The sequence below is a fragment of the Gordonia abscondita genome (assembly GCF_032711245.1).
In the GTDB taxonomy this organism is placed as follows: domain Bacteria; phylum Actinomycetota; class Actinomycetes; order Mycobacteriales; family Mycobacteriaceae; genus Gordonia.
On record NZ_CP128986.1, the window covers coordinates 2,388,947 to 2,414,987 of the forward strand.

26 protein-coding genes are annotated in these 26,041 nt (G+C 67.8%); 16 read left to right on the forward strand and 10 right to left on the reverse strand.

Annotated elements, in window-relative coordinates:
- Positions 1-89: 89 nt before the first annotated feature.
- Complete coding sequence (locus MP11Mi_RS11190) at positions 90-794, forward strand: sigma-70 family RNA polymerase sigma factor (RefSeq protein ID WP_420712878.1); 705 nt, start codon at positions 90-92, stop codon at positions 792-794.
- On the forward strand, positions 791-1,090 hold the full coding sequence (gene rsrA, locus MP11Mi_RS11195) for a mycothiol system anti-sigma-R factor (protein ID WP_420038999.1): 300 nt from the start codon (positions 791-793) through the stop codon (positions 1,088-1,090). The genes MP11Mi_RS11190 and rsrA overlap by 4 nt, the downstream gene beginning before the upstream one ends.
- Before the next feature lie 66 nt (positions 1,091-1,156).
- On the opposite strand, the gene MP11Mi_RS18360 is transcribed toward rsrA, so the two are convergent.
- Entirely contained in the window at positions 1,157-1,231 is a 75-nt protein-coding gene (locus MP11Mi_RS18360) for a 50S ribosomal protein bL37 (RefSeq protein WP_371865352.1), read from the reverse strand.
- A gap of 115 nt (positions 1,232-1,346) precedes the next feature.
- Between MP11Mi_RS18360 and MP11Mi_RS11200 the strand changes: the two genes are divergently transcribed.
- Both MP11Mi_RS11200 and MP11Mi_RS11205 read left to right on the forward strand, forming a co-directional pair.
- On the forward strand, positions 1,347-1,565 hold the full coding sequence (locus MP11Mi_RS11200; RefSeq protein WP_420039000.1) for a biotin/lipoyl-binding carrier protein: 219 nt from the start codon (positions 1,347-1,349) through the stop codon (positions 1,563-1,565).
- A 12-nt stretch (positions 1,566-1,577) separates the two neighbouring features.
- Positions 1,578-3,089, forward strand: coding sequence for a sensor histidine kinase (locus tag MP11Mi_RS11205; protein WP_420039001.1), 1,512 nt, complete (start codon positions 1,578-1,580; stop codon positions 3,087-3,089).
- 103 nt (positions 3,090-3,192) lie between these two features.
- On the opposite strand, the gene MP11Mi_RS11210 is transcribed toward MP11Mi_RS11205, so the two are convergent.
- Together MP11Mi_RS11210 and MP11Mi_RS11215 are read right to left on the reverse strand one after the other, a co-directional pair.
- Positions 3,193-3,447 (reverse strand): WhiB family transcriptional regulator, encoded by a 255-nt coding sequence (locus MP11Mi_RS11210; protein ID WP_236996316.1) that lies wholly within the window; start codon positions 3,445-3,447, stop codon positions 3,193-3,195.
- Between the two features lie 264 nt (positions 3,448-3,711).
- Positions 3,712-4,659, reverse strand: a complete 948-nt coding sequence (locus tag MP11Mi_RS11215) for a diacylglycerol/lipid kinase family protein (protein ID WP_420039002.1) — start codon at positions 4,657-4,659, stop codon at positions 3,712-3,714.
- 314 nt (positions 4,660-4,973) lie between these two features.
- Here MP11Mi_RS11215 and MP11Mi_RS11220 point away from each other — a divergent pair, with 314 nt between their 5' ends.
- Together MP11Mi_RS11220 and MP11Mi_RS11225 are read left to right on the forward strand one after the other, a co-directional pair.
- A complete protein-coding gene (locus MP11Mi_RS11220; RefSeq protein WP_420039003.1) occupies positions 4,974-5,402 on the forward strand; it encodes a hypothetical protein in 429 nt (142 codons plus the stop codon).
- Between the two features lie 46 nt (positions 5,403-5,448).
- Positions 5,449-6,243 carry a ParA family protein gene (locus tag MP11Mi_RS11225; RefSeq protein ID WP_420039004.1) on the forward strand — a complete coding sequence of 265 codons (795 nt, stop codon included), beginning with the start codon at positions 5,449-5,451 and terminating at the stop codon, positions 6,241-6,243.
- 13 nt (positions 6,244-6,256) lie between these two features.
- Here the strand turns inward: MP11Mi_RS11225 and MP11Mi_RS11230 are convergent, their stop codons facing one another.
- Positions 6,257-7,522, reverse strand: a complete 1,266-nt coding sequence (locus MP11Mi_RS11230) for an Rv3212 family protein (protein ID WP_420039005.1) — start codon at positions 7,520-7,522, stop codon at positions 6,257-6,259.
- Between the two features lie 22 nt (positions 7,523-7,544).
- Positions 7,545-9,125 (reverse strand): DEAD/DEAH box helicase, encoded by a 1,581-nt coding sequence (locus MP11Mi_RS11235; RefSeq protein WP_420039006.1) that lies wholly within the window; start codon positions 9,123-9,125, stop codon positions 7,545-7,547.
- Positions 9,126-9,341: 216 nt separating this feature from the next.
- On the opposite strand from MP11Mi_RS11235, the gene MP11Mi_RS11240 reads away from it, so the two are divergent.
- Together MP11Mi_RS11240 and MP11Mi_RS11245 are read left to right on the forward strand one after the other, a co-directional pair.
- The gene (locus MP11Mi_RS11240) at positions 9,342-9,986 is read left to right on the forward strand and encodes a ferritin-like fold-containing protein (protein ID WP_420039007.1); all 645 of its coding nucleotides are present in this window, start codon (positions 9,342-9,344) and stop codon (positions 9,984-9,986) included.
- 33 nt (positions 9,987-10,019) lie between these two features.
- Positions 10,020-10,250 (forward strand): DUF3107 domain-containing protein, encoded by a 231-nt coding sequence (locus tag MP11Mi_RS11245; RefSeq protein ID WP_420039008.1) that lies wholly within the window; start codon positions 10,020-10,022, stop codon positions 10,248-10,250.
- Between the two features lie 82 nt (positions 10,251-10,332).
- Here MP11Mi_RS11245 and MP11Mi_RS11250 read toward each other — a convergent pair whose 3' ends face one another.
- A complete protein-coding gene (locus MP11Mi_RS11250; RefSeq protein WP_420039009.1) occupies positions 10,333-10,992 on the reverse strand; it encodes a TetR/AcrR family transcriptional regulator in 660 nt (219 codons plus the stop codon).
- A gap of 102 nt (positions 10,993-11,094) precedes the next feature.
- Here MP11Mi_RS11250 and MP11Mi_RS11255 point away from each other — a divergent pair, with 102 nt between their 5' ends.
- The 4 genes from MP11Mi_RS11255 (at position 11,095) to MP11Mi_RS11270 (ending at position 14,552) form a co-directional block, all read left to right on the forward strand.
- Positions 11,095-12,063, forward strand: coding sequence for a DUF3152 domain-containing protein (locus tag MP11Mi_RS11255; RefSeq protein WP_420039010.1), 969 nt, complete (start codon positions 11,095-11,097; stop codon positions 12,061-12,063).
- 5 nt (positions 12,064-12,068) lie between these two features.
- Positions 12,069-13,244, forward strand: coding sequence for an adenylyltransferase/sulfurtransferase MoeZ (gene moeZ, locus MP11Mi_RS11260; RefSeq protein ID WP_420039011.1), 1,176 nt, complete (start codon positions 12,069-12,071; stop codon positions 13,242-13,244).
- A gap of 105 nt (positions 13,245-13,349) precedes the next feature.
- The gene (locus MP11Mi_RS11265; protein WP_420039012.1) at positions 13,350-13,628 is read left to right on the forward strand and encodes a DUF2277 domain-containing protein; all 279 of its coding nucleotides are present in this window, start codon (positions 13,350-13,352) and stop codon (positions 13,626-13,628) included.
- Positions 13,629-13,703: 75 nt separating this feature from the next.
- The gene (locus MP11Mi_RS11270; protein ID WP_420039013.1) at positions 13,704-14,552 is read left to right on the forward strand and encodes a TIGR02569 family protein; all 849 of its coding nucleotides are present in this window, start codon (positions 13,704-13,706) and stop codon (positions 14,550-14,552) included.
- Positions 14,553-14,556: 4 nt separating this feature from the next.
- Here the strand turns inward: MP11Mi_RS11270 and MP11Mi_RS11275 are convergent, their stop codons facing one another.
- From MP11Mi_RS11275 to MP11Mi_RS11290, 4 genes are read right to left on the reverse strand one after another with little or no spacing between them, the layout of a single operon-like run.
- Complete coding sequence (locus tag MP11Mi_RS11275) at positions 14,557-14,847, reverse strand: MGMT family protein (protein ID WP_420039014.1); 291 nt, start codon at positions 14,845-14,847, stop codon at positions 14,557-14,559.
- Positions 14,844-15,635 (reverse strand): alpha/beta hydrolase, encoded by a 792-nt coding sequence (locus MP11Mi_RS11280; protein ID WP_420039015.1) that lies wholly within the window; start codon positions 15,633-15,635, stop codon positions 14,844-14,846. The genes MP11Mi_RS11275 and MP11Mi_RS11280 overlap by 4 nt, the downstream gene beginning before the upstream one ends.
- Positions 15,632-16,081: an acyl-CoA thioesterase gene (locus MP11Mi_RS11285; RefSeq protein ID WP_420039016.1), complete on the reverse strand. Its 450-nt coding sequence runs from the start codon at positions 16,079-16,081 to the stop codon at positions 15,632-15,634. Before MP11Mi_RS11285 ends, MP11Mi_RS11280 begins: the two co-directional genes overlap by 4 nt.
- Positions 16,082-16,109: 28 nt before the next feature.
- Entirely contained in the window at positions 16,110-17,213 is a 1,104-nt protein-coding gene (locus tag MP11Mi_RS11290) for an alcohol dehydrogenase catalytic domain-containing protein (protein WP_420039017.1), read from the reverse strand.
- A 107-nt stretch (positions 17,214-17,320) separates the two neighbouring features.
- Between MP11Mi_RS11290 and MP11Mi_RS11295 the strand changes: the two genes are divergently transcribed.
- Genes MP11Mi_RS11295 through nudC form a run of 4 tightly spaced genes read left to right on the forward strand, consistent with a single transcriptional unit; the run spans position 17,321 to position 26,011 of the window.
- Positions 17,321-20,644 carry an ATP-dependent helicase gene (locus MP11Mi_RS11295; RefSeq protein WP_420039018.1) on the forward strand — a complete coding sequence of 1,108 codons (3,324 nt, stop codon included), beginning with the start codon at positions 17,321-17,323 and terminating at the stop codon, positions 20,642-20,644.
- Positions 20,637-24,038 carry an ATP-dependent helicase gene (locus MP11Mi_RS11300; protein ID WP_420039019.1) on the forward strand — a complete coding sequence of 1,134 codons (3,402 nt, stop codon included), beginning with the start codon at positions 20,637-20,639 and terminating at the stop codon, positions 24,036-24,038. Before MP11Mi_RS11295 ends, MP11Mi_RS11300 begins: the two co-directional genes overlap by 8 nt.
- Positions 24,039-24,047: 9 nt before the next feature.
- Positions 24,048-25,106, forward strand: coding sequence for a potassium channel family protein (locus tag MP11Mi_RS11305; protein ID WP_420039020.1), 1,059 nt, complete (start codon positions 24,048-24,050; stop codon positions 25,104-25,106).
- Positions 25,106-26,011 carry an NAD(+) diphosphatase gene (nudC, locus tag MP11Mi_RS11310; RefSeq protein ID WP_420039021.1) on the forward strand — a complete coding sequence of 302 codons (906 nt, stop codon included), beginning with the start codon at positions 25,106-25,108 and terminating at the stop codon, positions 26,009-26,011. Before MP11Mi_RS11305 ends, nudC begins: the two co-directional genes overlap by 1 nt.
- Positions 26,012-26,041: the final 30 nt, after the last annotated feature.

Sequence of the window (26,041 nt, forward strand, 5' to 3'; positions counted from 1 at the left end):
ACACGAGAATCACTCGGACACACGAGTACGACTGGGAGGTGAACGACGCCGTGACCACTGCGACTGCGGGTGCGCTCGAGCCGAGACTGGTGATTGGGTGGCCGTTGGACGAAGACGGGGCATCGGAATCGCTAGACTCGACCGAACCAGCGTCAAGCGAAGGGAACTCCGTGTCGGACACCCAGGTTCCGCCCGAATCGAGCGGCCACGAGGAGACTGAAGCCGAGCTCACTGAGCGATTCGAGCGCGATGCGCTCCCGTTGCTCGACCAGCTCTACGGCGGTGCGTTGCGTATGACGCGCAATCCGGCCGACGCCGAGGACCTCGTGCAGGAGACGTATGTGAAGGCGTTCTCCGCTTTCTCGTCGTTCCGGGAAGGCACCAATCTGAAGGCGTGGATGTATCGCATCCTCACCAACACTTACATCAACTCGTATCGGAAGAAGCAGCGCCAGCCCGCGCAGTATCCGACCGAGGAGATCACCGATTGGCAGCTCGCTGCGACCGCTGAGCACACGTCGACGGGACTGCGGTCCGCGGAGATCGAAGCGCTCGACGCGTTGCCCGACCAGGAGATCAAGGACGCCCTGGCCCAACTGCCCGAAGACTTCCGGATGGCCGTGTATTACGCGGACGTCGAAGGTCTGCCCTACAAGGAGATCGCCGAAATCATGGACACCCCCATCGGAACGGTGATGTCCCGATTGCACCGTGGACGTCGCCAGTTGCGCGACTTGCTCGCCGACGTGGCGGCCGAACGTGGCATCGGTCGGACCGGGGAGGCAGTCCGATGAGTGCAGGGGTACCTGAGCGCGACGAGCAGTTCGAGATCCTCGACTGCTCGGCGGTTGTAGCCGACATCTGGCTGCTGCTCGACAATGAATGCGACGCCGGTGCGCGCGAGCGGTTGCAGGGCCATCTCGATGGATGCCCGAGTTGCCTCGAGCACTATGGGGTGCAGCTCCAGCTCAAGGCGCTCGTCAGCCGCAAATGCGGCGGCGACGCGGCGCCTGAAGGGCTGCGCGAGCGGCTCCGTCTGGAGATTCGTCGGTCGGTGACGATACGGCAGAGCACGTTCGGCGCCGAATAGTAGCGGTCGAGAATGTGAACGGCCCGGTCCTCCTCATGGGGGACCGGGCCGTTTCCGCATTCACGCTCAGGCGTTGGGACGCTTGCCGTGGTTGGCTGCGTTCTTCTTGCGGCTACGCTTCTTACGTCCGCGCTTACCCATGACGGACCTCCTTCTCCAGTGTGCACGTGCGTCGGCCATTGTTTCACGTCGTGGCGGGACTGTGCTAATCGTGCGGTGCGCCCGAACGCCGCGGGGCCTCCGCTACGATCAGTCCATGCCTGAAGACGTCGTCGCAGAAATCGTCGCAACCGTCCTCGAGGTCTCTGTCGGCGAAGGCCAGTCGGTCTCCGTCGGTGACACCCTGGTCCTCTTGGAATCGATGAAGATGGAGATCCCGGTGCTCGCCGAGGATCCGGGCACGATCGGCCTCGTCAAAGTGAAGGTGGGCGACGTCATCCAGGCCGGCGACGTCATCGCCACCTATCGGGTCTGACGCGCACGGATCGTGGCAACTCTCTCCGATCTCCTAGCCGAGCACACCAGCCTGCCCGACGCTGCCGCGGCGCACCTGCAGCGTCTCGTCGCTGAATGGCAACTGTTGGCGGACCTGTCGTTCGCCGACTATCTGCTCGCGGTCAGTGGTGAGGACGGCAATCTCGTCTACGTCGCGCAGTGTCGGCCGAACACGGCGTCGACTGTTTTCCAGCAGGACGAGGTCGGTCATCGGGTGGTGCGGCCCGCGAGCCCGCAGGGCGCCAATCCGCTGATCACGGCGGCGTTGACTAGTGGCCGTATCGAACAGGACGGGATCGCGACCCGCTTCGGGCACCTTCTCATCGACCGGATCGCGGTTCCGGTGACGTTCGACGGCCAGGTGATCGCCGTTCTGGGACGCGCTGGAGACACCTCGGAAACGCGGCCTGCGTCACCGCTGGAGGCTGCGTACCGGGACGCCGCGCAGGTGCTGTGCGAGATGGTCGTCGAGGGGACGTTCCCGCTCGACGAGGCGAATACGCTCGGTCTATCGACGCCGCGTGCGGGTGATGGATTCATTCGTGTCGACTCGGCGGGACGCGTCGTGTACGCGAGTCCGAACGCGTTGTCGGCGGTGCACCGCATGGGTTGGACGACGGACCTGTCGGGCGTGGTCGTCGCCGATCTGGTGGCGCGCTTGCTCACCGACCCGTTCGAGTCGGCCGATGCGGCCGCGATGATCGAGTCGGCGGTCGGCGTGGCGCTGCCCGGGCCCGACCTAGCCCTGCGCATGGAACTCGATGCGCGCCGGGCCAACGTGCTGGTTCGCGCTGTCCCGCTTCGGTCGCGTGGACTGTCACGGGGCGCGGTGCTGTTGATCCGCGATGTCACTGAGGTGAAACGTCGTGACCTCGCTTTGATCAGTAAGGACGCGACGATCCGTGAGATCCATCATCGTGTCAAGAACAATTTGCAGTCGGTGTCGGCGCTGTTGCGCCTGCAGGCGCGTCGGTCGAGCAACTTAGAGACGACGCAGGCGTTGGGGGAGGCGGTGCGCCGCGTGTCCTCGATTGCCCTCGTTCACGAGATGCTGTCCGGGAGCGTCGACGAGGAGGTCGACCTCGACGCGATCGTGGACCGGGTCGCGACGTCGCTGGTGGATGTCACCTTGCCGCACGGTGGCGGATCGCGGGTGAAGATCCGCCGCGACAGTCGACTCGGCGTGCTGTCTGCGGATCTCGCTATGCCGCTTGTGATGGTGTTGACCGAGATCTTGCAGAACTCGATCGAGCACGGCTTTTCACCTGTGCAGCAGGGCGCGCTGATCGTCGTCGACGCCGTCCGAGACGTGCGCGCGCTTCGGGTGCGCGTCACTGACAACGGCAAGGGCCTTCCTGAAGGCTTCGATCTTGCGGCGTCGGACCGTCTCGGTCTGCAGATCGTGCGGACCCTCGTCTCAAACGACCTGCGGGGAAGTATCAACATCGGCCCTGTGCGCGGCGCGAGCGGTACCCGTGTCGAACTCGACATCCCCCTGCACTGACCAAGAGTTCGCCGTACTGGCCGGGTTTCTCTTCCTCAGCACAGACGAACGAGCAGGCCCCGACCAATGGTCGGGGCCTGCTCGTAAGGTCTGAGTTTGCGAGTCAGACGACGCTGCGGGCGCGGGTGCGCGCATTGCGGCGCTTGAGGGCGCGGCGCTCGTCCTCGCTCATGCCGCCCCAGACACCTGCGTCCTGGCCGGTCTCGAGGGCCCAGGCGAGGCAGTCTGCCGTCACCGGGCAGCGCTGGCATACCAGCTTGGCATCAGCAACCTGCGCGATCGCCGGGCCGCTGGTACCGACCGGGAAGAACAGTTCCGGGTCTTCATCGCGACAGATGGCTTTGTGGCGCCAGTCCATGACACTTACTCCTTCAAATACAACATCGTTGTCGTGCGCAGGGCGCACGAATGTACATCGTTCGTCTTTGTGGGCTGCAACGACGGAAGTCGCCGCCGAATCTGAACCGTGGTGAGTGCAGAAAGACGGGGCCGGTTGTTGCGGTCATTAACTGTTGTACTACTGTGCGGTTACCTTTGGCTATAGCTTCGCGCTGAATGCTGGATACGTCACAAGGGGTTGGCAGCGAAGTCAACTTATGCGTACCGGCGGGTAACTACGGCGTTAACTCTCTAACGGAGCCGCTACGACATCGAGGACATGACGGCGGTAGCCGAAGTCGAGCCCGGTGTATTCCCCCAGGTAGTCGCCGTCCATCTGGACATCGGCCGGCTCGTCGCACCGGAACCGGACCCACTCGACGTCGTCGTCTCGATACAGGTGCGCGCCCTTCGGATCCTTCGCGCGAAGCAGCTTCGAGCCGAGCAAGAGGTTCCGGGGGACTGAGACAGACGTCGCAGCGAAGATGCCGAGGCCGTGCTCGAAGTCGGTGCCGGGATTGGTGCGGATCGGGGTCGTGCCCAGGTACGTCCACGGGCCGGTGTTGCTGACGAAACCGAACCGGACGCCGTCGATCGGAGCGTGGTCGGGGACCTCGACGGTGAACGTGGGTGGCGTCACCGACGGCCGGAAGAATGAGGCGATCGTGGTCCGCAGGTAGCGTCCGGCCGTCGCCTTACGGCCCTTGCGACGCAATTCCTCCATGCGGCGGACGACAATCGCGTCGACGCCCATACCAGCGTTGAACAGGAACCAGCGGTCCAGTGTGTGGCCGAGGCTGATCGGTCGGCGCGCCCCGGAATCGAGCAGAGTCATGAGTTGTGCAGTCGCCGCAAGCGGATCACGGCTGATGTCGAGGGCGCGAGCGAAGACGTTCGCGCTGCCGCCGGGCACCACGCCTAGAGCGGGCAGCGTGTCGCGATCGGTGGTGGTTCCCGACGGTGCCCCGAGGATGCCGTTGGCCACTTCGTTCACTGAGCCGTCGCCGCCGTGCACGACGACGGCGTCGTACCCGTCTTCCACCGCGCGCGCGCCGAGCTCTCCGGCGTGGCCTCGATGCGTGGTGCGCTCGATGTCGACGGTGAAACGCGACGCAAGGGTGTTGGCCAGCGCATCGCGGCCTTCAGCGGTGGTGAAGGTGGCGAACGGGTTCGTGATGAGCATGACACGCACGAGAGCACACGTTATAGCGTCTACGCGGTCCGGACACAATCGAGCGTCGGACCGACTGCCGGCTCACCCACTGTTTTCCGACACGTTCGCCGCCGCCGCTGAGACAGACCTCCGGGTGTCCACCTGGGATGTCCGACAGTGGCACGACGACCGAAGTGGCACGCCGCCGCCGTATCGATCCTGCGACGCGCGTAAACCTACACCGGCAGCACGAGCTCCATCTCGATAGAGCGCAGCGTCGTCATGCCGCTGTGCGTGGCGCCTCGACGGCCCCAGCGAGCGCTCGCGGCGTGCGCCGACTTACCCTGGAGTACGTGAGCAGTCCCGATTCCGAGCGAACGACGCCGGCCGTCCCGTCGACGCTGCGCTGGGCCGGATGGATCATTGCGCTGCAGGGCGTGATAGGCGTGATCGTTGCCGTCGTCTACGTGATCCGCGAAGCGAGCGGCCACCACGAGGACGCCATCAGCGGCTACGGCTCGGCGATCTGGTTTGCCGCGATCGGCGGCGGTGTGCTCGCAGGCGGGATCGCGTTGACCCGCGGCCGCCGGTGGGGGCGCGGCGTCGGGATGATGGCGCAGATACTGTTACTGCCAGTTGCATATGCACTGCTCACGGCCAGTCACCTGCCGCTGCTCGGTGCGCCTGTCGGGATCGTCGCTTTGGCATGCCTCGGACTGTTGTTCGCGCCCGCGTCCTTGTCTTGGCTCAACGCAGACTCGCTTCCGCCCGACGCGAGCTGAGGGAGCGCACTCCTCGACCCCGGGCGGGCGACGTAGGGTATGGGCCATGACGCGCATCCTTGCCATCGCAAACCAGAAGGGCGGCGTGGCGAAGACCACGACGACCGCGTCGGTCGGCGCGGCCCTCGCAGACCAGGACGTGTCCGTTCTGGTCGTCGATCTCGACCCCCAGGGCTGCTTGACCTTCTCCCTCGGCCACGACCCCGATCAGCTCTCCAAGTCGGTGCACGACGTCCTCATCGGTGCGGAAGACATCGCCGATGTCCTCCTGGACACCGATGACGGCATGACGCTGCTTCCGGCCACCATCGATCTCGCGGGCGCCGAGGCACTCCTGCTGATGCGTCCCGGTCGTGAATATGCGCTCAAGCGCGCGCTCGCCGAGGTGGCGCAGGACTACGACGTGGTGCTCATCGACTGCCCGCCGTCACTCGGCGTCCTCACCCTCAACGGGCTGACCGCCGCCGACGAGGTCGTCGTGCCGTTGCAGTGCGAGACGCTCGCGCACCGAGGCGTCGGCCAACTACTCCGCACCGTGACCGAGGTTCAGCAGATCACCAACCCCGAGCTCAAGATGCTCGGTACCGTGGCGACGCTGTTCGATGCGCGCACCACCCATAGCCGGGATGTGCTGGCCGACGTCGCCGACCGTTACGAGATGCCGGTCCTCGATCCGCCGATCCCGCGCACCGTCCGATTCGCCGAAGCGTCGGCGTCGGGGTCGACGGTGATGCGCGGCCGCAAGAACAAGGGCGCGACCGCATACCGCGGACTCGCCGACAACCTCCGCGCCTATTGGGGTGGCGCAGACCTGGTGACGTACGAGGCCGGGGAGCAGTAGAGGCAGGGCGGCGTCAGGCGGGGCCGCGCAAGCCGACGACGGTGCCGCCGCGCTGCTCGACGACGGTGTCGCCGAGAACACGGAGGGCGACCGTTCCGTCGTAGCCGCCACGGTCGACTGCGATGGTGCGGACCTCTCGACCGTCGGACAGCTGGCGGACGCTGATTCCGCCCGGAGTCGGCAGCAGCAGTTCGCCCGCCATCACCGCGCCGGTGCCGATGGTGCCGGGCACCTCGAACATGACGTTTCCGCTCGTCCCGTCGAGGACGACGGTGCCGGCACCCGTCCAGAACATGGCCATCCCCGAGTCGACGGACGGCGATCCAGCGGGATCGGCCACGCCCGCGACCGGACGGCTCGCGCCGGGCTCGGCCTGAGTTGAGAACACTCGGACGGCGGGCCCCGGCGCGCGGCGCACCTCACCGGTCGCGTCGGTGCCAGGGTCGTACACTGTGAAACTCGTGGCTCCGCCCGCCACGAGCCGCGGGGCCGGTCCGTGTGAAGTCTGGGTGAGCATCGTGGTGCCCCACTGGACGATCTTCTCGTCGGAGTCCTCCGCCGAGCCGAGAACGGTCATACGGTAGCCGAAATCGCCGTCGCAGCGCTCGATGACGGCGACGCGATTGGCTCCCGGGAGCGCCGAATACAGACGGCAATGCGCGCGGTTGGGTGCCACGTCCGGGTTCACCGGTGCGTCGACGCGACCGTATTCGATGCCGCGGACCAGATTGGTGCCCCACGTCTCGAGTCGCGTGGCGCCAGCCGATACGGCGTAGTCGCCGTCGAACGACAATTTGATGGCCTCGTCGGCGTCGGAGGCGCGGCCGGCGATCCGTAACCCGGTGCCGCCGTTCAATGCGGTCACCTGGCTGCAGCCCCGCCGGTCGCGGTACACGCCGAGCACGAGGTCCTCACCGCCCGGCCAGGCCGCCAACGCTCCGCACAACGGCAGATCGCGGTGGTAGCGCCAGCGCTGCGCACCGGACACCGGGTCGAGCGCTTCGATGGCGCCGTCGTCGGCGACGACCACGGACGCGCCGGTCAACTGCGGAACCGTGGTGTCCGCCGACGGCGCCGCCCACACCTGTGTGAGCGCGCCCGGCGTGACCTCGGCGGGCAGCGGGGCGTCGGGCGCCGCGGCAGCGGTCTCCAGATCGGAGTGTCGAGCGCTGCTACCTGCCCACACCACGATGCCCGCGACGACGGCGACCACCACCAGGACAGTGGCCACGATCAGGTCCAGGCGGGTGCGGCGTTCCGGCGCGATCCGAACTCCCATATCGGCGACAGTACGGAAAGGATCAGTCCGCCGTGACCTCGCCTGCGGGCTTGCCGCCCGACCGGCGACGTCGGCGGCGCGGGCGACGTGGCGTGTCGTCCGACTCCGTCGCCTCCGTGGCCTTCCCCGGGATTTCGCCCGCCGGGGAGTCCGAGGCCGCTGTGGTGTTTGACGATGCCGCGTTGTTCGAAGCAGCGGGGCCGTCGACTGTTTCGCCGCCGCGCGTGCGTCGACGGGCGCGCGTCTTACGCTTCTCGGGGCGGTCGGCCCGCGCTTCGTGGCGCTCCTCCGACGTCTGTCGGGCACCCGCGACGCGGCCGTCCGCATCGGCCGGGATGTTCATCTCCTCGCGGAGATGGTCCGACGTCGAGTACGTCTCGACCGGTTCGGGCATGCCGAGGCCGAGCGCCTTGTCGATGAGCTCCCAGCGGTGGAGTTCATCCCAATCGACGAGGGTCACCGCGATACCGGTGCGGCCTGCTCGACCGGTGCGGCCGATGCGGTGCACATATGTCTTGTCGTCGTCGGGGCATTGGTAATTGATGACGTGCGTGACGTCGTCGATGTCGATGCCGCGAGCCGCGACGTCGGTCGCGACGAGCACGTCAACACTTCCGTCACGGAACTTGCCGAGGGACTTCTCGCGGGCCACCTGGCCGAGATCGCCGTGCACGGCACCGACCTTGAAGCCGCGCTCGGCGAGATCGTCGGCGACCTTCTGCGCGGTCCGCTTGGTGCGGGTGAAGATCATCGTCGCGCCGCGGCCCTCGGCCTGCAGGATGCGCGCGACCAGCTCGGCTTTGTCGAGGGCGTGCGCGCGGTAAGCGTACTGGGTGGTCCGTTCGTGGACGGCCGAATCGTTGGCTTGTTCCGCGCGGATGTGCATCGGACGGTTCAGGAATGTGCGGGCGAGGGTGACGATCGGGCCGGGCATGGTGGCCGAGAACAGCATCGTCTGACGGTCTGTCGGCAGCGCGCCCATGATCCGCTCGATGTCGGGGAGGAAGCCGAGGTCGAGCATCTCGTCGGCTTCGTCGAGCACCAGGATCGCGACTTTGCCGAGCACCAAGTGTCCCTGCTGCGCGAGGTCCAGGAGACGTCCCGGGGTGCCGACGACGACGTCGACGCCCTTCTGTAACTCGGCGATCTGCTGCTCGTAGGGGCGGCCACCGTAGATCGACGTGATCGACAGCGGGCGGGTGGCACCGTCGACGGTCACTTGGACGCCCTTCGCCGCGACCGCGAGGTCCTCGGTCACCTGGACGCACAGTTCGCGTGTCGGGACGATGATGAGTGCGCGGGGCGTGGTGTCCAATGCGCGGAGCTTGGTGGCTTCCGCGTTGACCAGCCGGTGCAGCAGGGGGACGCCGAAACCGAAGGTCTTACCCATACCGGTGCGCGCCTGGCCGATCAGGTCACTGCCCGCGAGGGCGAGCGGGAGCGTCAACTCCTGGATGGCGAATGTGCGGGTCTTGCCGTCGGCTTCGAGTGCGGCGACGATCTGCGGATCGACGCCGAGTTCGGTGAAGGTCGGCGCTTGGTGGCCGTCCTCGACGATGGTCGTCTGGACCGAGTCGTCAGTGACGGTTGCGTCAGTACTCATGTGCGGTTGTATGCCTCTCGTGTGCTTCGTGCACGCACACGACGGCTATCGCGGGGTCCGCTCTCGGCAGGCCCTCTCACGTGGCGTCTTTCGGTGCGCGCTCAAGGTCTGACGTGGCCGCTGCGGCAGTATTCGCCGGGTTGTGATCGGCGGCTGCGCTGCGGGATTATCCCCACGTCTGGTCCCGAGTGTACCGCCTTGCCTACTCTTGCTCTCATGCCGAACACGCCGAACGCCACCGTCAAGCTCTACGGACTCCTCCTCGCCGGAGAGTTCGCGGCCTGCTATCGCCTGATCGACGAGTCGAAGATGGCGCCGACGACCGCCGATCGGGTCGCCATCGCGAGATTGATCGCGGCCGAGATGGCGCACTTCGAAGAACTGGCGACGCACGTGTCTGCGGCGGGCGGCGATCCGGACGCCGCCGTCAGCGCGCACACCAAGGTGTTCGACGACTACCACCGCGTCACGACACCGAGCTCGTGGCTTGAGGCGCTGGTCAAGATGTACATCGGCGACGGTCTGGCCGCCGACCTTTACGCCGAGCTCGCCGACCGGATGTCATCCGACGTGCAACCGGTGGTCGCTTCGGTGCTCGGGTCGACCGGCTCGTCGCAGTTCGCCGTCGACCGGGTGCGCGCCGCGATCGCACGCGATCCGTCGTCGCGTTCGGCGCTGGCCTTGTGGGGCAGGAGGCTGCTCGGCGAGGCGATCACGCACATGCAGTGGGTTCTCGCCGAAGAGGACGCAGTGATGGATCTGTTGTTCACTGGCGACGCGACGTTGGCGACGGCCGCATCATTCTTCGACAGGATCGCCGAGCGTCACGCACAACGCATGGCCGATCTCGGCCTTGCGTAACGGTTGTCGCCGATCCGGGTAGAGTCGGTCGCCATGAGCGTTGAGGTGAAGATCGGCATCGACAACAACCCCCGAGAACTAGCGGTGACCACGCCTGGGACCAGTGCGGAAGTGGACGCGAAAGTGTCTGCGGCACTGGACGGCACGGACTCCGTCCTGGAACTCGTCGACGAGAAAGGTGCGCGGATGCTCGTACCGTCCGCGAAGATCGCGTACGTCGAAGTCGGGTCGAGCGAGTCGCGTCGCGTCGGTTTCGGCGCCTGACCCCGCACGAGCGCAGTAACACCGAAGACCGCCGGGCAGTGCCCGGCGGTCTTCGGTGTTACTGCGGCAGATTGAGTCGAGATCAGCCCCGCGCGAGATCCTGCATCGGGACGCCCGCGAGTCCGCCCCACAGGAGCGCGACGGTGGTCTCGACGGCCGACGTCTTGTCGATCGGGCGGTTGGCCTCCACCCAGTACCGGGCGTTCACCTGGCTCGCGCCGACGAGGCCGGCGGCCAACATCCGCGAACGGTACGGACCGAGTCCAGAATCCTGCATGATCAGGCCGTAGACGGCGTCGACGCAGGCGTCGGACGCCCCCTCCACCCGGCGGATCACCGCGGGGTCCATGGCGTCGGAGGCGAAGATCAGCCGATAACCCGAATTGTCTTCGTCGATGAAATCGAAGAAAGCTTGTACGGCGGCCTGTACGCGCTGACGGTTGTCGGTCGTGCCCTGCAGTGCCCGGTTCACGTCGGACACCAGCTTCTCGCCGTGCGAGTCGACCACCGCTATGTACAGGTCGAGCTTGGACGGGAAATGCTGGTACAGCACGGGTTTGCTCACACCGGCGTGCACGGCGATCTCATCCATGCCTGCCGAGTGGTAGCCGCGTTCGACGAAGATCTCGCTGGCCGCGTCGAGGAGTTGGCGGCGACGGGCGCTGCGGGGCAGGCGCGTCTGGCCGCGGCCCGAGGCAGCCGGGGTCGAGGCTGCGGGAACGGCGGAGTTGGCGGTGGTCATCGTCCCAGAATACTCGCGAGTCACGAAGCCGCGTGAGTGAGTCGAGCCGCTCGCGCGGGGTGCTCACTTCGACCGCTCTAGTTCTTGTGACAGAGTTGACGGGTGACCGGAAATCCTGAGCCCGGGGTGCAGCGCCCCCGCCGTCCGCGGCCCGACCAGCCGCTGCGTGCTCGGTGGGACCCGATCGCCGACGATCACGAGAACGACGATCAGGCGGATTCTCGCAGCGCGTTCAAGCGCTTCGTTGAGGCCTTCGGGTGGCGTGCGTACGCCATCCCCGTTCTCGCGATCCTCACGATCGTCCTGCTCGTAGCGACCGTCCGCGGCGGCAGTGACCAGAACGAGGCCGCGGCGACGCCGTCGGACGAACGCAACGCGAAAGTGAGCGAGGAGACGCACGCGATCGGTGCGCCAACCGGCGATATCCAGGAAGAGGCGTTGCCCTCGGGTGAGCTTCCCGACGGCGGACCGTTCACCCGCGCAGGCGACAAGGACTACCGGGTGGTGCGGGGCACTGGTAAGAAGATCGGCACCGGCGGCCAGGAGTACACCTACACCGTGGAAGTGGAGAAGGGCATCGACCCGGTCCAATACTCGGGCGACCAGTCGTTCGCGCGGCTCGTCGACACGACACTCGCTAACAAGCGAAGCTGGATCGGTGACGGAAAGGTGTCGTTCCGGCGAGTCGACTCCGGCGACCCGGATCTGCGGATCACCCTTGCCTCCACCGAGACCGCCCGGGAACTGTGCGGCTACCAGATCAAACTCGAGACGTCGTGCTTCTACCCGCCCGAAGCGCGCGTGACGTTGAACGAAGCGCGGTGGGTCCGCGGCGCTACGGTGTTCGCGGGCGACGACATGGCCTACCGCCAATACTTGATCAACCATGAGGTCGGCCACGGCATCGGGTACGAGAAGCATCGTCCCTGCGAGGAGAACGGAGCGCTCGCACCGATTATGATGCAGCAGACGTTCGGTACCGCGAACAGCGAGATCCTGGCGCTCGACCCCGATATGAAGGCCGACAGGTCCCTGGTGTGCAAGCCGAACTCCTGGCCGTTCCCGGGCTGATTCACATGCCTGTGCTGCCCCCGCTGGTCGAGCCCGGCGTCGAACTGACCCGCGAGGAGGTCGCGCGCTACAGCAGGCACTTGATTATCCCGGACGTCGGGGTGACCGGGCAGCGGCGGTTGAAGAACGCGCGGATCCTAGTGATGGGTGCCGGCGGTCTCGGGTCCCCGACTCTCCTGTACTTGGCAGCCGCCGGTGTCGGCACCATCGGGATCGTCGACTTCGACACCGTCGACGAGTCCAATCTGCAACGACAGGTGATCCACGGCGTCACCGACCTCGACCGACCCAAGACGCACAGCGCACGCGATTCAATAGCGGCAGTGAACCCGCACGTCGAGGTTGTCCTGCACGAACAACGGTTGGAGCCTGCGGGCGCCGTCGAATTGTTCGAGCAGTACGACCTGATCGTCGACGGAACCGACAACTTCGCGACCCGTTACCTGTGCAACGACGCCGCGGTCCTCGCGGGCAAACCGCTGGTGTGGGGATCGATCTACCGGTTCGACGGCCAAGCGTCGGTGTTCTGGGAGGCCGCGCCGGGCGGTCGCGGCCTCAATCTGCGGGACCTCTACCCGCAGGCTCCGCCGCCCGGTAGCGTCCCGTCGTGTGCGGAGGGCGGCGTCCTCGGCGTGCTGTGCGCTTCGATCGGTTCGATCATGGCGACCGAGGCGATCAAGCTCGTCTGCGGGCTGGGTGAGCCGCTGCTCGGTAGGTTGATGATCTACGACGCGTTGACGATGAACTATCGGACGGTGCGCGTCGAGAAGGATCCGGCGGGTGCCCAGATCACCGCGTTGATCGACTACGACGAGTTCTGCGGTGTCGTCTCCGACGTCGCGGCGCGCGCCGCAGACGGAGCCACGTGGACACCTGCCGAACTCGCTGCCGCGCTCGACGGAGACGACCCGCCCGTCGTGATCGACGTCCGTGAACCCGTCGAATGGGAGATCAACACGATCGACGGGGCTGTTCTGATCCCGAAGGACGAGATCATGTCCGGTCGGGCACTCGGCGACCTGCCGCACGACCGGCGGATCGTCCTGTACTGCAAGAGCGGGATCCGCTCTGCGGACGCGCTCGCGGCACTGCACCGCAACGGTTTCGACAGTGCAGGCCACCTCGGTGGCGGTATCTCGGCGTGGGCGTCGACCGTCGACCCCGACATGCCCGTCTATTGAGACACCACCCGCTGGTGAGCGGAGTCCGTTGAGACCGGGACGCCGGTTGCGTGGAGTCAAGGTCGCCGAGGCGGGCATCATGGAGAGTGGACGAAGGGATCGCTCATGTGCCGCAACATCAAGCAACTATTCAACTTCGAACCGCCCGTCACCGACGACGAGGTGCACGCTGCGAGCTTGCAGTTCGTGCGGAAGGTGTCGGGCTTCAACGCGCCGAGCCAGGCGAACGCCGAGGCATTCGATGCCGCTGTCGACGAGATCGCTGAGGTCACCCGACGGCTGATGGCAGAGCTTACGACGGTGGCTCCGCCAAAGGATCGCGAGGTGGAAGCGGAGAAGGCTCGGGCGCGGGCCGCGAAGCGGTTCGCGTCACAGCCGAGCTGACGCCGTGCGGATCCGACGGCGCGCGCCACGGTGTGGTTGCCGGGAAACGCGTGGTGCCGTGGGTAATCTGGCGGCGTGACCACCATTGTCGAGCCACCTGAGCAGGTTTTGACGACGTTCGGCCTGACCTCGCATCCGCCGATCGCGATGGACGGTGTCGGTTGGCGAGTCGGGGAAGTGGTGCTCTCGCTGGTGCCCGATCACGCACGCGCGGCGTGGTCGGCGACGGCCCGCGAGAACCTGTACGTCGAAGGCATGCGCATCGCCCGCCCGATCCGGGCATCCGACGGGCGTTACGTCGTGTCCGGGTGGCGTGCGGACACCTATGTCGCGGGGAGCCCGGAGCCGCGACACGACGAGGTCCTCGCCGTCGCTGATCGTCTCCACGAGGCGACGGCGAAGTTCGAGCGGCCCCGGTTCCTGTTGCAGCCGCCCGCTCCGCCGTTCAACGACGTCGACGTCTTCACTGCGGCCGATCGGGCCGCGTGGGAAGAGGTTCCGATGCGGTCGGCGCGCGGCGCGGGGATGAGCGAACCGACCAGTGACGACGGCAAACGTAGCCTCGACGAGGTCAAGACCCTCGCACAATTGCGGCGCCCAGTCGACCTGCCTTCGCAGGTCGTGCACGGCGACCTGTTCGGCACCGTCCTGTTCGCGGGCGCCGCGGCCCCGGCGATCACCGATCTGGTCCCGTACTGGCGGCCGGCCTCGTGGGCGTCGGCGGTCACCGTCGTCGACGCACTCGCGTGGGGCGGTGCCGAAGAGGAGCTCGTAGAACGCTGGTCCGACCACGCGGAGTGGTCGCAGATGATGTTGCGCGCCACCATGTTCCGCCTCGCTGTCCACGCATTGCATCCGCGTTCGACGGCCGGGGCGCTGCCGGGCCTCCTCCGCGTCGTCGACCTCGTCCGGATGCTGGTGTAGCGCACTACATGCGGGCGCGCGCCATGATGATCCGGCCATCCACCATGGGGGTTCCTTCGGCTTCGAGCCGGATGAGCTGACGCGCGCGAACGGCCAGGGCCGGTCGACCGCTCGCTGGTACGACGCGGTGCCAGGGCAGATCGGACGAGTCGGTTCGCATGATCGCGCCGACGATCCGCGGATTCGAGAGGCCGACGTCCTCGGCGAGGTCGCCGTATGTGCGTACCCGGCCGGCGGGGATTGCCGCGACGAGCGCGCGAACCGCCTCTACCTGTTCGTCGGTCACCGCGCTCACGAGTGCACCAGGTCGAGGATCAGCCGGGCGCACAGGTCCGGCGCCAGGAACGGCACCATATGCTCGGTGTCCGCGTGGTAGACCGTCACCGACGTCGGTCGCTGTGCGGCGCACGCGGCGAGGAACGCGGGCGTCACGAACGGCGGATCGACGCGATCGGCGACGACGATCCGGGTCTGGAGCGTTGCCGGTGGCAACCGGAACGGCCGCGCCAACTCGCTCCACGCGGTCGCGACGGCCGGCGGCGACACCCGCCAGACGACGCCGTCGCCCGCAGCCGTCAGGTGTTGATCGATCTCGTCGTCCAAGACGTCGTCGGGCACCTCGCCCCACCCCTCGGCACGTTTGGCCGCGATGGCTTCGCCGGCGTCGAGGTGGCCCCAATGCGTCTGCGACAGTTCGGCGAAGCGGCGGGCGGTCGACGGGTCGATCCCCTGAGCGGGATCGAGCAGGACCAGCCCGGCGACGAGGTCGGGTCGGGCGTCGGCGAGTGCGATCGCGACGGCCGACCCGAACGAGTGCGCGACCACCACTATGGGGTGCGGTGGGCTCAGCGCATCGACGGTCGCGGCTACGGCGTCCACATGATCGGCGATCGCCCACGGCGGCTCCCACGGGCTGTGTCCGTGGCCGAGGAGGTCCGGTGCGATCATCGCGATCCCGGGCAGGAGTTCGGCGAGGCGACCCCAGCGCTGCCCGTGCCCAGTGAGCCCGTGCAACGCCAGCACGACCGGCGCGTCGGGGTCGCCGGACCCGAACACGTGGGTGTGCAACGGTGTGGTGATCATCCGATGACGAGGGGAGCGGCGACCGCGGCGATCTCCGGCGGCACCGAGACAGGACGCCTCGACTGGCCGTCGACGTACACGTGGACGAAGCGACAGGTCGCCGCGCACGTCGGCTCGTCGCCGTCGATGAACAGTCCCAGGTTGTAGGTGATGCTCCGCTCGCCGAGGCGTTCGACGGCGATCCCGATCGTTAGCGTGTCCGGGAACGAGACCGACGCGAGGTACGTGCACCCGGATTCGGCGACCACACCGATCGCCGAGAGTTCGCGTACGTCGACGGCGGTCGCCTTGATGAGCCAGCCGTTCACAGCGGTGTCGACGTACGAGTAGTACTTCACGTTGTTCACGTGGCCGTAGTGGTCGTTGTCCTCCCAGCGGGTGTCGACCGACCACGTCGCCCGGTAGCTGCTCAACACGTGGGGATCGAACATGCCCGATGCACTCATGGGGACAGGTTATCGCGCGTTCGCGGCATCACTCGAAGTCGATGACCTGACGGATTTCGCGGCCCGCGGCGAGCGCGTCCATCGCCTCGTTGATGTCGTCCAAGCCGATGTGCGAGGTGATGAGCTTCTCCAGCGGGAGACGCCCGGCCCGCCACAGGTCGACGTAGCGAGGGATGTCGCGCGAGGGCACTGCCGACCCGAGATAGCTCCCGATCACCGTGCGAGCCTCAGCGACCAAGCCCAGTGGCGATATCGTCGCCCGGGCGGACGGCGACGGGAGTCCGACGGTGACGGTCGTCCCGCCGACGGCGGTCGCGGCCACCGCGGTCTCGAAGGCACGCGCGTTCCCGGCGGCCTCGACCACGATGTCGGCGCGGACGTCGGCTAGTTCGGCTGGAGTCAGCGTTCGCGTCGCGCCCAGTTCGCGCGCCATGGCGAGCTTTTCGGGGACCGAATCGACCGCGATGACGTCGCCGCCGGTCGCCAATGACGTGGCGACGAGGAGCGCAGCCATGCCGACGCCGCCGAGACCGACCACCATGATCGAGTCTGACTCCCGCGGCGGTGCCGCGTTCAAAAGCGCGCCGCCACCGGTGAGCACCGCGCAGCCGAGCACCGCGGCCACGGCGGGCGGGACGTCGTCGTCGACGGGAACGACCGAGCGACGGTCGACAACTGCGTGTGAAGCGAACCCAGACACTCCGAGATGGTGTGCGACCGGCGCGCCGTCGCGGTGCAGACGAGTGCCACCAGTCAGGAGGACACCCTCGTTGTTGGCCGCCGAGCCGACCACACACGGTATGCGGCCCTCGGTGCGACAGCCCGCGCAGTCACCGCAGCGAGGAAGGAACGTCATCACCACACGGCGCCCGATCAGCTCGGCGTCCGTGCCTGACCCGACGGCTTCGACGATGCCCGCGGCTTCGTGGCCCAACAGCATCGGCGTCGGCCGCACCCGGTTACCGTCGACGACGGACAGATCCGAATGGCACAGCCCGGCGGCCTCGATGCGAACCAGCAGTTCGCTGGGCTCCGGGGCGCCCAGATCCAACTCGGAGACGGACAAGGGGCGGGAGCCCGCATACGGTGCGGGACGTCCGATGTCTTCGAGTACAGCTCCGCGGATCATCATGGGGACGAGTGTAGGTCCCGGCGCCGACAGGCTGGTCGCTCCTCGGGCGGTGCGCATTCGGACAGTGCGAAACCGGCCTGTCGGAGGCGCGTGGTTCGATGTTGTGCATGGCCCGCCCGAACACGCGACTCGTCACCGCGCCGCCCGATGTCGGTTCGGTCGAACGCGTGTGGTCCGAACGCGCTCGTGCCCTGATCGACGGGCCGCACGCGACCGATTCCGCGCGCCCGTGGCATCCGTACCGGGTCCATGGCGGCCCGGGCACCGGGAAGACCGCGCTGCTGGTCGACATCGCTGTCGCGCGACTGCTCGACCCGACCGTCGACCCCGAATCCGTTCTCGTGCTCGCCGCGAACCGTCGGGCGGCCACCAGTCTGCGCAACGAGATCACGCGCCGCGTGCTGTCCGCGGGCGGCCGACTCGGCGGCGCGCTGCGCGAACCACTCGTACGCACCGTCCATTCGTACGCGTTCGCGGTACTGCGGCTGCAGGCCCAGGCGCACGGTAACCCGCCGCCACGACTGGTCACCGGATCCGAACAAGACGTGGTCCTGCGCGAACTGCTCGCGGGCGACGTCGAAGACGGCGCCGACTTCTGGCCAGCGCACCTGCGTCCGGCACTGACCACGGACGGCTTCGCGCAAGCACTGCGCGACCTGCTGATGCGCGCCGCCGAGCGGGGGCTCGGCCCCGAAGACCTCGCCGAACTCGGTCGCCGCCACCGCAAACCCGAGTGGGTGGCTGCCGCCCACGCGTATCGGCAGTACGAGCAAGGCATGCTGTTGCGGGGAGCAGTCGGCCTCGACGCACCGCTCGCGAGCGCGACCGCCGTCGACGCCGCCGAGCTGATCGGATCGGCACTGTCGGCATTCGCGATCGACGTACACCTGCTCGCCGCCCAACGACAGCGCATCCGCCACCTGCTCGTCGACGACGCGCAGCATCTCGACCCGCAGGCGGCCCGACTCGTCGAAGCGCTCGGTACGGGAGCCGATTCCGTGGTGGTCGCCGCCGACACCGACCAGTCCGTGTTCGGCTTCCGCGGCGCGAGCCCGCGCTTCGCCGACGGGCTCGCCGCCGACGGCGCCCGCGACATCGTGCTCGACGTCGACCACCGGAGCCGAAGTCGGATCAACACAGTGACGCGAGCCTTGACCGCGCGGCTGCCGGGAGCGCGGCCGCATCCGGTCGCGGCGGTGACCTCGAGCCGACCCGAGGACGTCGGCCACGCCACGGTGCGCGTGTTCTCCTCGGACGCGAAAGAAGCGACCGCAGTGGCCGACATGATGCGTCGCGCCCACTTGTTCGACGGCGTCCCGTGGTCACAGATGGCGGTGATCGTCCGGTCAGTGCCGCGTGCCCTGCCCGCGCTGCGCCGCGCGTTCTCATCGGCCGGGGTGCCGATGGCCACGCCGACGAGCGATGTTCCGATCCACCGGCAACGGGCCGTGCAGGCGTTCACCCTCGCGCTGCGTCTCGCGGCGGGCGACACCGTCGACGGCGACGAGGCGATCGCGCTCTTCTCCGGCCCCATCGGGGCGGCAGATCCCGCGCAACTGCGTCGCTTGCGGCGCGGAGTGCGCCGCATCGACGACGCGGCGGGCATCGACCGGGACTCACTGACCTCTCTCGGGCTGGCGCTCACCTCCGACGACGATGCCGCCGACTATCTGGCGTCGATGACCGACTTCGAAGGCCTGCCACTCAAGCAGGTCACGAAAGTGATCGGGGCAGCTCGGCGCGCCGAACAGGCGGGTGTCGGCGTCGAGGAGACCCTGTGGCGCGCCTGGCAGGCGAGCGGTCTGGAACGGCGCTGGCGTGCCCGGTCGTTGCGCGGCGGCCGCATCGGGGACCAGGCCGACCGCGACCTCGACGCGATGCTCGCCATGTTCGAGGCCGCCGGATCGTTCACCGACAACCTGCCGTCCGCATCGTTGCGCGGTTTCGTCGACTACCTCGGGCAACTGCAGATTCCGCGGTCCTCACGCGTCGCGGTCGCCGCGTCCGACACCGTCGCGGTCCTGTCCGCACACGCCGCGTCGGGCCGGGAGTGGGCAGTCGTCGCGGTGCCAGGCGTCCTCGATGGACTGTGGCCGTCGCTGCGCAGCCGCGGCAGCATCCTGCACACGCCCGCGCTGCTCGACCTGCTCGACGGCGTCGACGCCGACGCTCTCGACTCGATCTCTCGCGGCTCGGTGATGCTCGCCGACGAACGTCGACTGCTGCTCGTCGCGTGCTCGCGCGCGCGGTCGCAGCTTCTAGTGACCGCGGTGGAAGACGGTACCGGCGACGCGTCGCCGTCCCGCTTCATTCCGGAGATCGCCGACGCGCTCGGCGGCTTCGGCGACGAATCTGCTCACGGCGAGCCGACAGACGGCGAACATGCCGACGAGGTGCCGCTTGACCCAGGCGTCGACCGAGTGCTGTCGTTGCCGTCGCTGGTCGCCGATCTGCGGGCCGCCGTCGTCACCGGAACCGAAGCCGTCCTTATCGGCGATGCCGAGGAGCCAGACGAACGGGCAGCGTCCGCCGCCTCGCTGCTCGCACAGTTGGCGCAGGCCGGCGTGCCGGGAGCTGACCCCGCCGAATGGTTCGGTCTGGTCGGTCCCAGCACCGACGAGCCGTTGTGGACACCCGAACGAGGCGCCCGATCATTGTCGCCGTCGAACGTCGAAGCGCTCACCCGATGTTCGCTGCGCTGGATGATGGAACGCCACGGTGGGCGCGACGGCGACGCCGAACAGGCGGTCACCGGCACCCTGGTGCACACCCTCGTCCAAGCCGTCGCGGGCGCGATGGACCCGGACGAGGTCAGTGCCGCCCTCCACGAGGTGTGGGCGAGAGTCGCGTCGCCTGCGCAGTGGTATTCGGCGCGCGAACTCGAACGCGCCGAAGCAATGCTCACCCACTTCCGCGACTGGCTGAGGTCTTCGCGCGCCGAACTGTCCGAGGCAGGCGTCGAAGTAGAGCTGTCCGCCGATCTGCCGCGGGACCGGCCCGACGACATGGCAGTGCGTCTCGTCGGAAGGATCGACCGCCTCGAGACCGACGAGTCGGGCCGACCGGTGATCGTCGACGTGAAGACCGGGAAGACTGTCATCAGCGTCGCCGACGCCCAGGAACATCCGCAACTCGCCGCCTACCAACTCGCGTTGATGCTCGGTGGGGTCGACGGAGTGCCCGCGACCGAACCTGGCGGCGGACGCCTGATCTACGTGAACTCCGCGAACAAGAAGACCGGAGCCGCCGAGCGGCTACAGTCGCCACTGACTACCGAACAGGTCGACGAATGGATCGGCGTGGTCCGTCGAGCCGCCGCGTCGAGCGTGGGACCGGTGTTCGAGGCGACTCCGAATGCGGGGTGCGGACACTGCTCGCTGCACGCCGCATGCCCGGCGCAACTGCGCGGAAAGGCGGTCACCGATGACTGAACGTCCCCGGATCGGGGCTCGATCGATCGCCGCGGCGCTCGGTCTCCCGCCGCCAACCGACGAGCAGGTGGACGTCATCGAAGCGCCGATGGAACCGATGCTCGTCGTCGCAGGGGCGGGCGCAGGCAAGACGGAGACCATGGCGTCCCGCGTGGTGTGGCTCGTCGCCAACCAGCTCGTCGGGCCAGAGGAGATCCTCGGACTGACGTTCACTCGGAAGGCGGCCAGCGAACTCGCCGCGCGCATCCGGCGTCGACTCTCGATGTTGGCGGGCAGCCCGGCCCTCCTCGAATGGGATCCGGGCGGCTCGCTCGCGAGCAGGCTGCGCAGCGCCGACGCCGAAGTGAGCACGTACCACGCGTACGCCGGACGACTCATCGCCGATTACGGCTTGCTCCTCCCAGTTGAACCAACGTCGACGCTGCTCAGCGAGACCGAACTGTGGCAACTCGCGTTCTCTGTCGTCGCGTCGTGGCCCGGTGAACTGACCACAACCAAGGTTCCGTCGTCGGTCACCGAGGCTGTCCTCCGCCTCTACTCGGAGATGGCCGAACATCTCGTCGATGTCGACGATCTGCAGGCCGCGGGACAGGATTTGTACCAGCTGGTCGACACCTTGCCCAAAGGCCCGCGGCAGAAGGACGAACCGAGCAAGAAGCTGCGCGACTACCAGGCCGTCATCGACGAACGACGCGAGCTGATCCCGCTCGTCGTCGCGCTCGGCGAAGCCATGACCGCACAGGGCGCGCTCGACTTCGGCAGCCAGATGTCGCTCGCCGCGCGGCTCGTCGCCACCCATCCGGAAGTAGTGTCCGCGGAACGATCCGGGATCCGCGCCGTTCTCCTCGACGAATACCAGGACACCGGACACTCCCAGCGCATCCTGTTGTCGAAGCTATTCGGCGGTGTCCAACCGACCGGGACTCCTGCGATCGCGGTAACCGCCGTCGGCGACCCGATCCAGTCGATCTACGGGTGGCGTGGAGCATCGGCGGCCAACCTTCCGCGGTTCGCGCTCGACTTCCCCCGCAACGACGGAACCGGTGCGCACCGGCGCGAACTGTTGACGAGTTGGCGCAACTGCCGTGCCGCGCTTCACCTCGCCAACGCGACCTCGGAAGAACTCCGCCGCCGGGGCGTCCCCGTCAGCGTGCTCCGCGCGCGCCCGGAGGCACCCGACGGCACAGTCCGGCTCGCGTTGACTGACACTGTCATCGCTGAACGCAAGTGGATCGCCGACCGGATCGAGGACTACTACCGGAGCGCCGAACGCGACCAGACGGCTCCGCCGACCACCGCAATCTTGGTGCGGCGCAACGAAGACTCGGCGCCACTCGCCGCCGAACTCGAACGACGTGGCATCCCCGCCGAAGTCGTCGGCATCGGCGGATTGCTACACGTCCCGGAGATCACCGACATCGTCGCCACCCTCCGACTGATGGCCGACCCGATGGCTGGAACCGCAGCCATGCGACTACTGACTGGAGCCCGTTGGCAGCTCGGCGCAGCCGACCTCGCCGCTCTGTGGCGGCGGGCCCGAGAACTGGCTGCCGGTGCCGACGCACCGACCACTGGCGCGGTCACCACGCCCGACGCTCTCGGTGACGCGCTCGACGCGGCCCTTCCCGGGGAAGCCGTCGACTCGGCAGGCCTGTGCGATGCCCTCGCCGACCCCGGAGCCGCAGGCAGATACAGTCCGGCAGGCTACGAGCGCATCGTGACCTTCGGAAGACAATTGGAAGCTCTACGTCGACGGATCGGCCAGCCGCTGCCCGAACTCGTCGCCGACGTCGAGCAGACCGTCGGCGTCGCCGTCGAAGCACAGATCCGGGCGCGCCGTATGCGCGGACGCATCACCGGTCGTGAACACCTCGATGCGTTCGCCGACTACGTGACCCACTACGCCGAACGCTCCGGCGCCACCCTGCCGGGACTGCTCGCTTTCCTGGACACCGCCGAAGCCGTCGAGAAAGGGCTGGAAGCCGGCCGCGTCGAAGTCGCCGAAGAGCGCGTCCAGATCCTCACCGTCCATGCCGCCAAAGGCCTCGAATGGGATGTCGTCGCGCTGCCGCATATCGCTGACCGGATCTTTCCGAGCGGCAAAGCCGAGACCACCTGGCTTGGATCGGCCCGCGAACTGCCCGCAGCGCTGCGCGGCGACCTCGCCGATGAACCGGGCGGTGAAGGCTATCCGCCGATCGACCTCGCCGGACTTGCCGACCGCAAAGAACTCGAGGCCGCGATCGACGAGCACAAGGCCGCGGTCGCCGATCGCCGACTCGACGAAGACCGACGACTCCTCTACGTCGCGGTTACCCGGGCCAAACACACTCTGCTCGTGTCGGCCCACCACTGGTCCGAGACCGGCGACAAGCCGCGCGGCGGATCGCCGTTCTACACCGAACTCGCCGAACACGTCGCCCGAGCAGCGGACGGGACGGTCGCCGGCGTCGATCCCGCGGCCTTCTCTATTGATGTCGACGCCCCCGACCCGGAGCCCGGCTCCGCCAACCCGCTCATCGAGCAACAAGTCGCCGTCGCCTGGCCCGTCGACCGACTCGGCGACCGTCGTGCCCCGATGGTGGCCGCCGCCGACCTCGTGTCATCGGCGCGCGCCGCGCACGGGCTGTTCACCGTCGACGACGCGCCGACCGACGACCCCGACATCCGTGCTTGGCGCGACGAAGTCACGGTCCTTCTCGACGAACACGCGCGCGAGCGAGACCCCGTCGTCGATGTCGCACTGCCCGGTCATCTCTCGGTGAGCGAGCTCGTCGAACTCGACACCGATGAGCAAGCGTTCGCCGCGCGACTGCGGCGCCCCGTCCCGTTCCGTCCCAACCCGCTGGCCCGGCGCGGCACGGCATTCCACGCGTGGCTCGAACGCCGATTCGGCGCCACCCGACTCCTCGACATGGACGAACTTCCCGGTGCCGCCGACGCCTCGACCGGTGACGTCGCCGACGACGACCTCGCCGTCCTCCGCGACAAGTTTCTCGCCTCGCCGTGGGCTGACCGGACGCCAGTCGACGTCGAAGTCGGCTTCGAGACCGTCATCGGCGAGACGGTGGTCCGCGGCCGGATGGACGCCGTGTTCCGCGACGGCGACCACTGGCTCGTCGTCGACTGGAAGACCGGAGCCATCCCCGAACCCGCCAAACGCGTGTCCCTGTTCGTGCAGCTTGCCGCCTACCGGGTCGCGTGGGCGCAGCTCGCCGACGTCGACCTCGACCGAGTTCGGGCCGCGTTCGTGTATGTCAGGCACGGCTTCACCCTCGAACCCGACGCACTGCCCGACGCCGACCGACTCGCCGAGATGCTCGCCGGACACTCCCAGGAAGCCGTTCCGCCGACCGTCATACCGCCGCCCATACCGTCGGGCCCGATGCAGTAGCCTCAGCCTGTGCGCAAACGACTGCGTCGCAGAGGCGGCCTGGTAGACGAGCCCGACTACGCGCTCGTCGGCGTCGTCCGGATCCCCGAACTCGAACAGAGTCCCGGGCGGGCGATCGGCAAGCGCATCCTCTGGGCACTCATCGCATTATTCGCCTGCTCCATCGTCGTCTACCTAGACCGCGGCGGATACCGGGACGCGAAAGGCACAGCTCTCAGCTACCTCGACGCGCTCTACTATTCGGCGGTCACCCTGTCGACCACCGGATACGGCGATGTCACGCCGATCACCGAGTCAGCGCGGCTAGTGAACGTCATCTTCATCACGCCGCTCCGCGTGCTGTTCCTGATCGTGCTCATCGGCACGACTCTGGAAGTGCTGACCGAACGGTCCCGACAGGCCATCAAGATCCAGAACTGGAGAAACCGCGTGCGCAACCACACGATCGTCGTCGGGTACGGCACCAAGGGACGCACCGCCGTCGACGCGGTTATCGCGGACGGAGGAAAGCCAGCCGAGATCGTCGTCGTCGACAACGACAGCGCGGCCCTGGAAGCTGCGGCGGCCCACGGCTTGGTCACCGTCCGCGGTGACGCCACTAAGTCGGACGTTCTGCGCTTGGCGGGTGTCCAGTACGCCGCCGCGATCGTCATCGCCGCCAACCGCGACGACACCGCGGTTCTCGCTACGCTCACCGCTCGCGAGATCAACCCGCGCGCCAAGATCGTCGCATCGATTCGAGAAGCCGAGAACACGCATCTGATGCGTCAGTCCGGCGCGAACTCCGTTGTCGTCTCCTCCGAGACCGCGGGACGCCTCCTCGGCATCGCAACCATCACACCGTCAGTCGTCGAAGTCGTCGAGGACCTCCTCAGCCCGGAAGAGGGCTACGCGATCGCTGAACGCGAAGTGGAGCCGTCCGAGTCCGGGGGTTCGCCCGCGCACACCAAGGACCTCGTCCTCGGCGTGGTCCGCGAAGGCAAGCTGTACCGGGTCGGCGACCCCGAAGTCGAAGCGATCGAGGTCGGTGACCGACTCCTCTACGTCCGACAGGGAGGACCCGCCTGATGGCGACGTTCGAACTCATCGAGCCCCCGATGCTGGCGCGCGCCGCATTCGACCGCGCCGACCAGATCCGCAAACACCCCGACCGGCTCGCTCAAGCGTGGGCCGGCGCCACAGTCCTCCACGTCGACCACCAGGGTCGCTATCGGGTGGATGCCGACGGCGCCATCGCCTGGCAGCACGCCGAAGGCGACCAGCCGCCCATCCACGCGGTGTTCCTCGGCGAGGCCGACGGCTACCGGTGGGCCATCCGCGTCGACCACGTGGCCGGCGAACTCGCCGACCCCCGCACCGGCGCTCACCGACTGTCGCACGACGAGGCCGGGCTTCTCGCCACCGCCGTCGGCATGCTCAACTGGCATCGGACCGCTGGTTACTCGCCGGTCGACGGCTCGGCCGCCGTCCCTGCGCAAGGGGGCTGGTTGATGCGCAACGCTGCCGGAGTCGACGAGTTCCCGCGCACCGACCCCGCCGTCATCATGGTGATCCACGACGGAGCCGACCGCGTCCTCCTCGGCAGACAGGCCGTCTGGCCCGACAAATGGTTCTCCACCCTCGCCGGATTCGTCGAACCCGGCGAGTCCCTCGAACAGTGTGTGCGACGCGAAGCCCTCGAAGAAGCAGGCATCGCCGTCCGTGACCCTCGATACCTCGGGTCCCAGCCGTGGCCGTTTCCTCGTTCGCTCATGTGCGGTTTCGAAGCCGTAGGCGACCCCGCCGAGCCGGTCGAACTCCGAGATGGGGAGCTCGGCGACGCTCAATGGTTCCATCGCGACGAGGTTCTCGCCGCGCTCGACCGCAACGCCGACTGGGGAGTCGACGACCCCGACACTCGACTCATGGTGCCCGGATCGATCTCCATCGCCCGCAGCCTCATCGAATCGTGGGCGCGCGCCCCGCGTGGGTGACGCTGCCCCGATGTGTTGAGATCAGCCGGC

Bases quoted from the DNA above. Each gene is read 5' to 3' on its own strand.
- MP11Mi_RS11210 (WP_236996316.1), bottom strand. From the start codon at position 3,447: ATGGACTGGCGCCACAAAGCCATCTGTCGCGATGAAGACCCGGAACTG.
- MP11Mi_RS11265 (WP_420039012.1), top strand. From the start codon at position 13,350: ATGTGCCGCAACATCAAGCAACTATTCAACTTCGAACCGCCCGTCACC.
- nudC (WP_420039021.1), top strand. From the start codon at position 25,106: ATGGCGACGTTCGAACTCATCGAGCCCCCGATGCTGGCGCGCGCCGCA.
- MP11Mi_RS11295 (WP_420039018.1), top strand. From the start codon at position 17,321: ATGGCCCGCCCGAACACGCGACTCGTCACCGCGCCGCCCGATGTCGGT.
- MP11Mi_RS11200 (WP_420039000.1), top strand. From the start codon at position 1,347: ATGCCTGAAGACGTCGTCGCAGAAATCGTCGCAACCGTCCTCGAGGTC.
- MP11Mi_RS11245 (WP_420039008.1), top strand. From the start codon at position 10,020: ATGAGCGTTGAGGTGAAGATCGGCATCGACAACAACCCCCGAGAACTA.
- rsrA (WP_420038999.1), top strand. From the start codon at position 791: ATGAGTGCAGGGGTACCTGAGCGCGACGAGCAGTTCGAGATCCTCGAC.
- MP11Mi_RS11235 (WP_420039006.1), bottom strand. From the start codon at position 9,125: ATGAGTACTGACGCAACCGTCACTGACGACTCGGTCCAGACGACCATC.
- MP11Mi_RS11285 (WP_420039016.1), bottom strand. From the start codon at position 16,081: ATGAGTGCATCGGGCATGTTCGATCCCCACGTGTTGAGCAGCTACCGG.
- MP11Mi_RS11225 (WP_420039004.1), top strand. From the start codon at position 5,449: ATGACGCGCATCCTTGCCATCGCAAACCAGAAGGGCGGCGTGGCGAAG.
- moeZ (WP_420039011.1), top strand. From the start codon at position 12,069: ATGCCTGTGCTGCCCCCGCTGGTCGAGCCCGGCGTCGAACTGACCCGC.
- MP11Mi_RS11280 (WP_420039015.1), bottom strand. From the start codon at position 15,635: ATGATCACCACACCGTTGCACACCCACGTGTTCGGGTCCGGCGACCCC.
- MP11Mi_RS11230 (WP_420039005.1), bottom strand. From the start codon at position 7,522: ATGGGAGTTCGGATCGCGCCGGAACGCCGCACCCGCCTGGACCTGATC.
- MP11Mi_RS11300 (WP_420039019.1), top strand. From the start codon at position 20,637: ATGACTGAACGTCCCCGGATCGGGGCTCGATCGATCGCCGCGGCGCTC.
- MP11Mi_RS11290 (WP_420039017.1), bottom strand. From the start codon at position 17,213: ATGATGATCCGCGGAGCTGTACTCGAAGACATCGGACGTCCCGCACCG.
- MP11Mi_RS11240 (WP_420039007.1), top strand. From the start codon at position 9,342: ATGCCGAACACGCCGAACGCCACCGTCAAGCTCTACGGACTCCTCCTC.
- MP11Mi_RS11250 (WP_420039009.1), bottom strand. From the start codon at position 10,992: ATGACCACCGCCAACTCCGCCGTTCCCGCAGCCTCGACCCCGGCTGCC.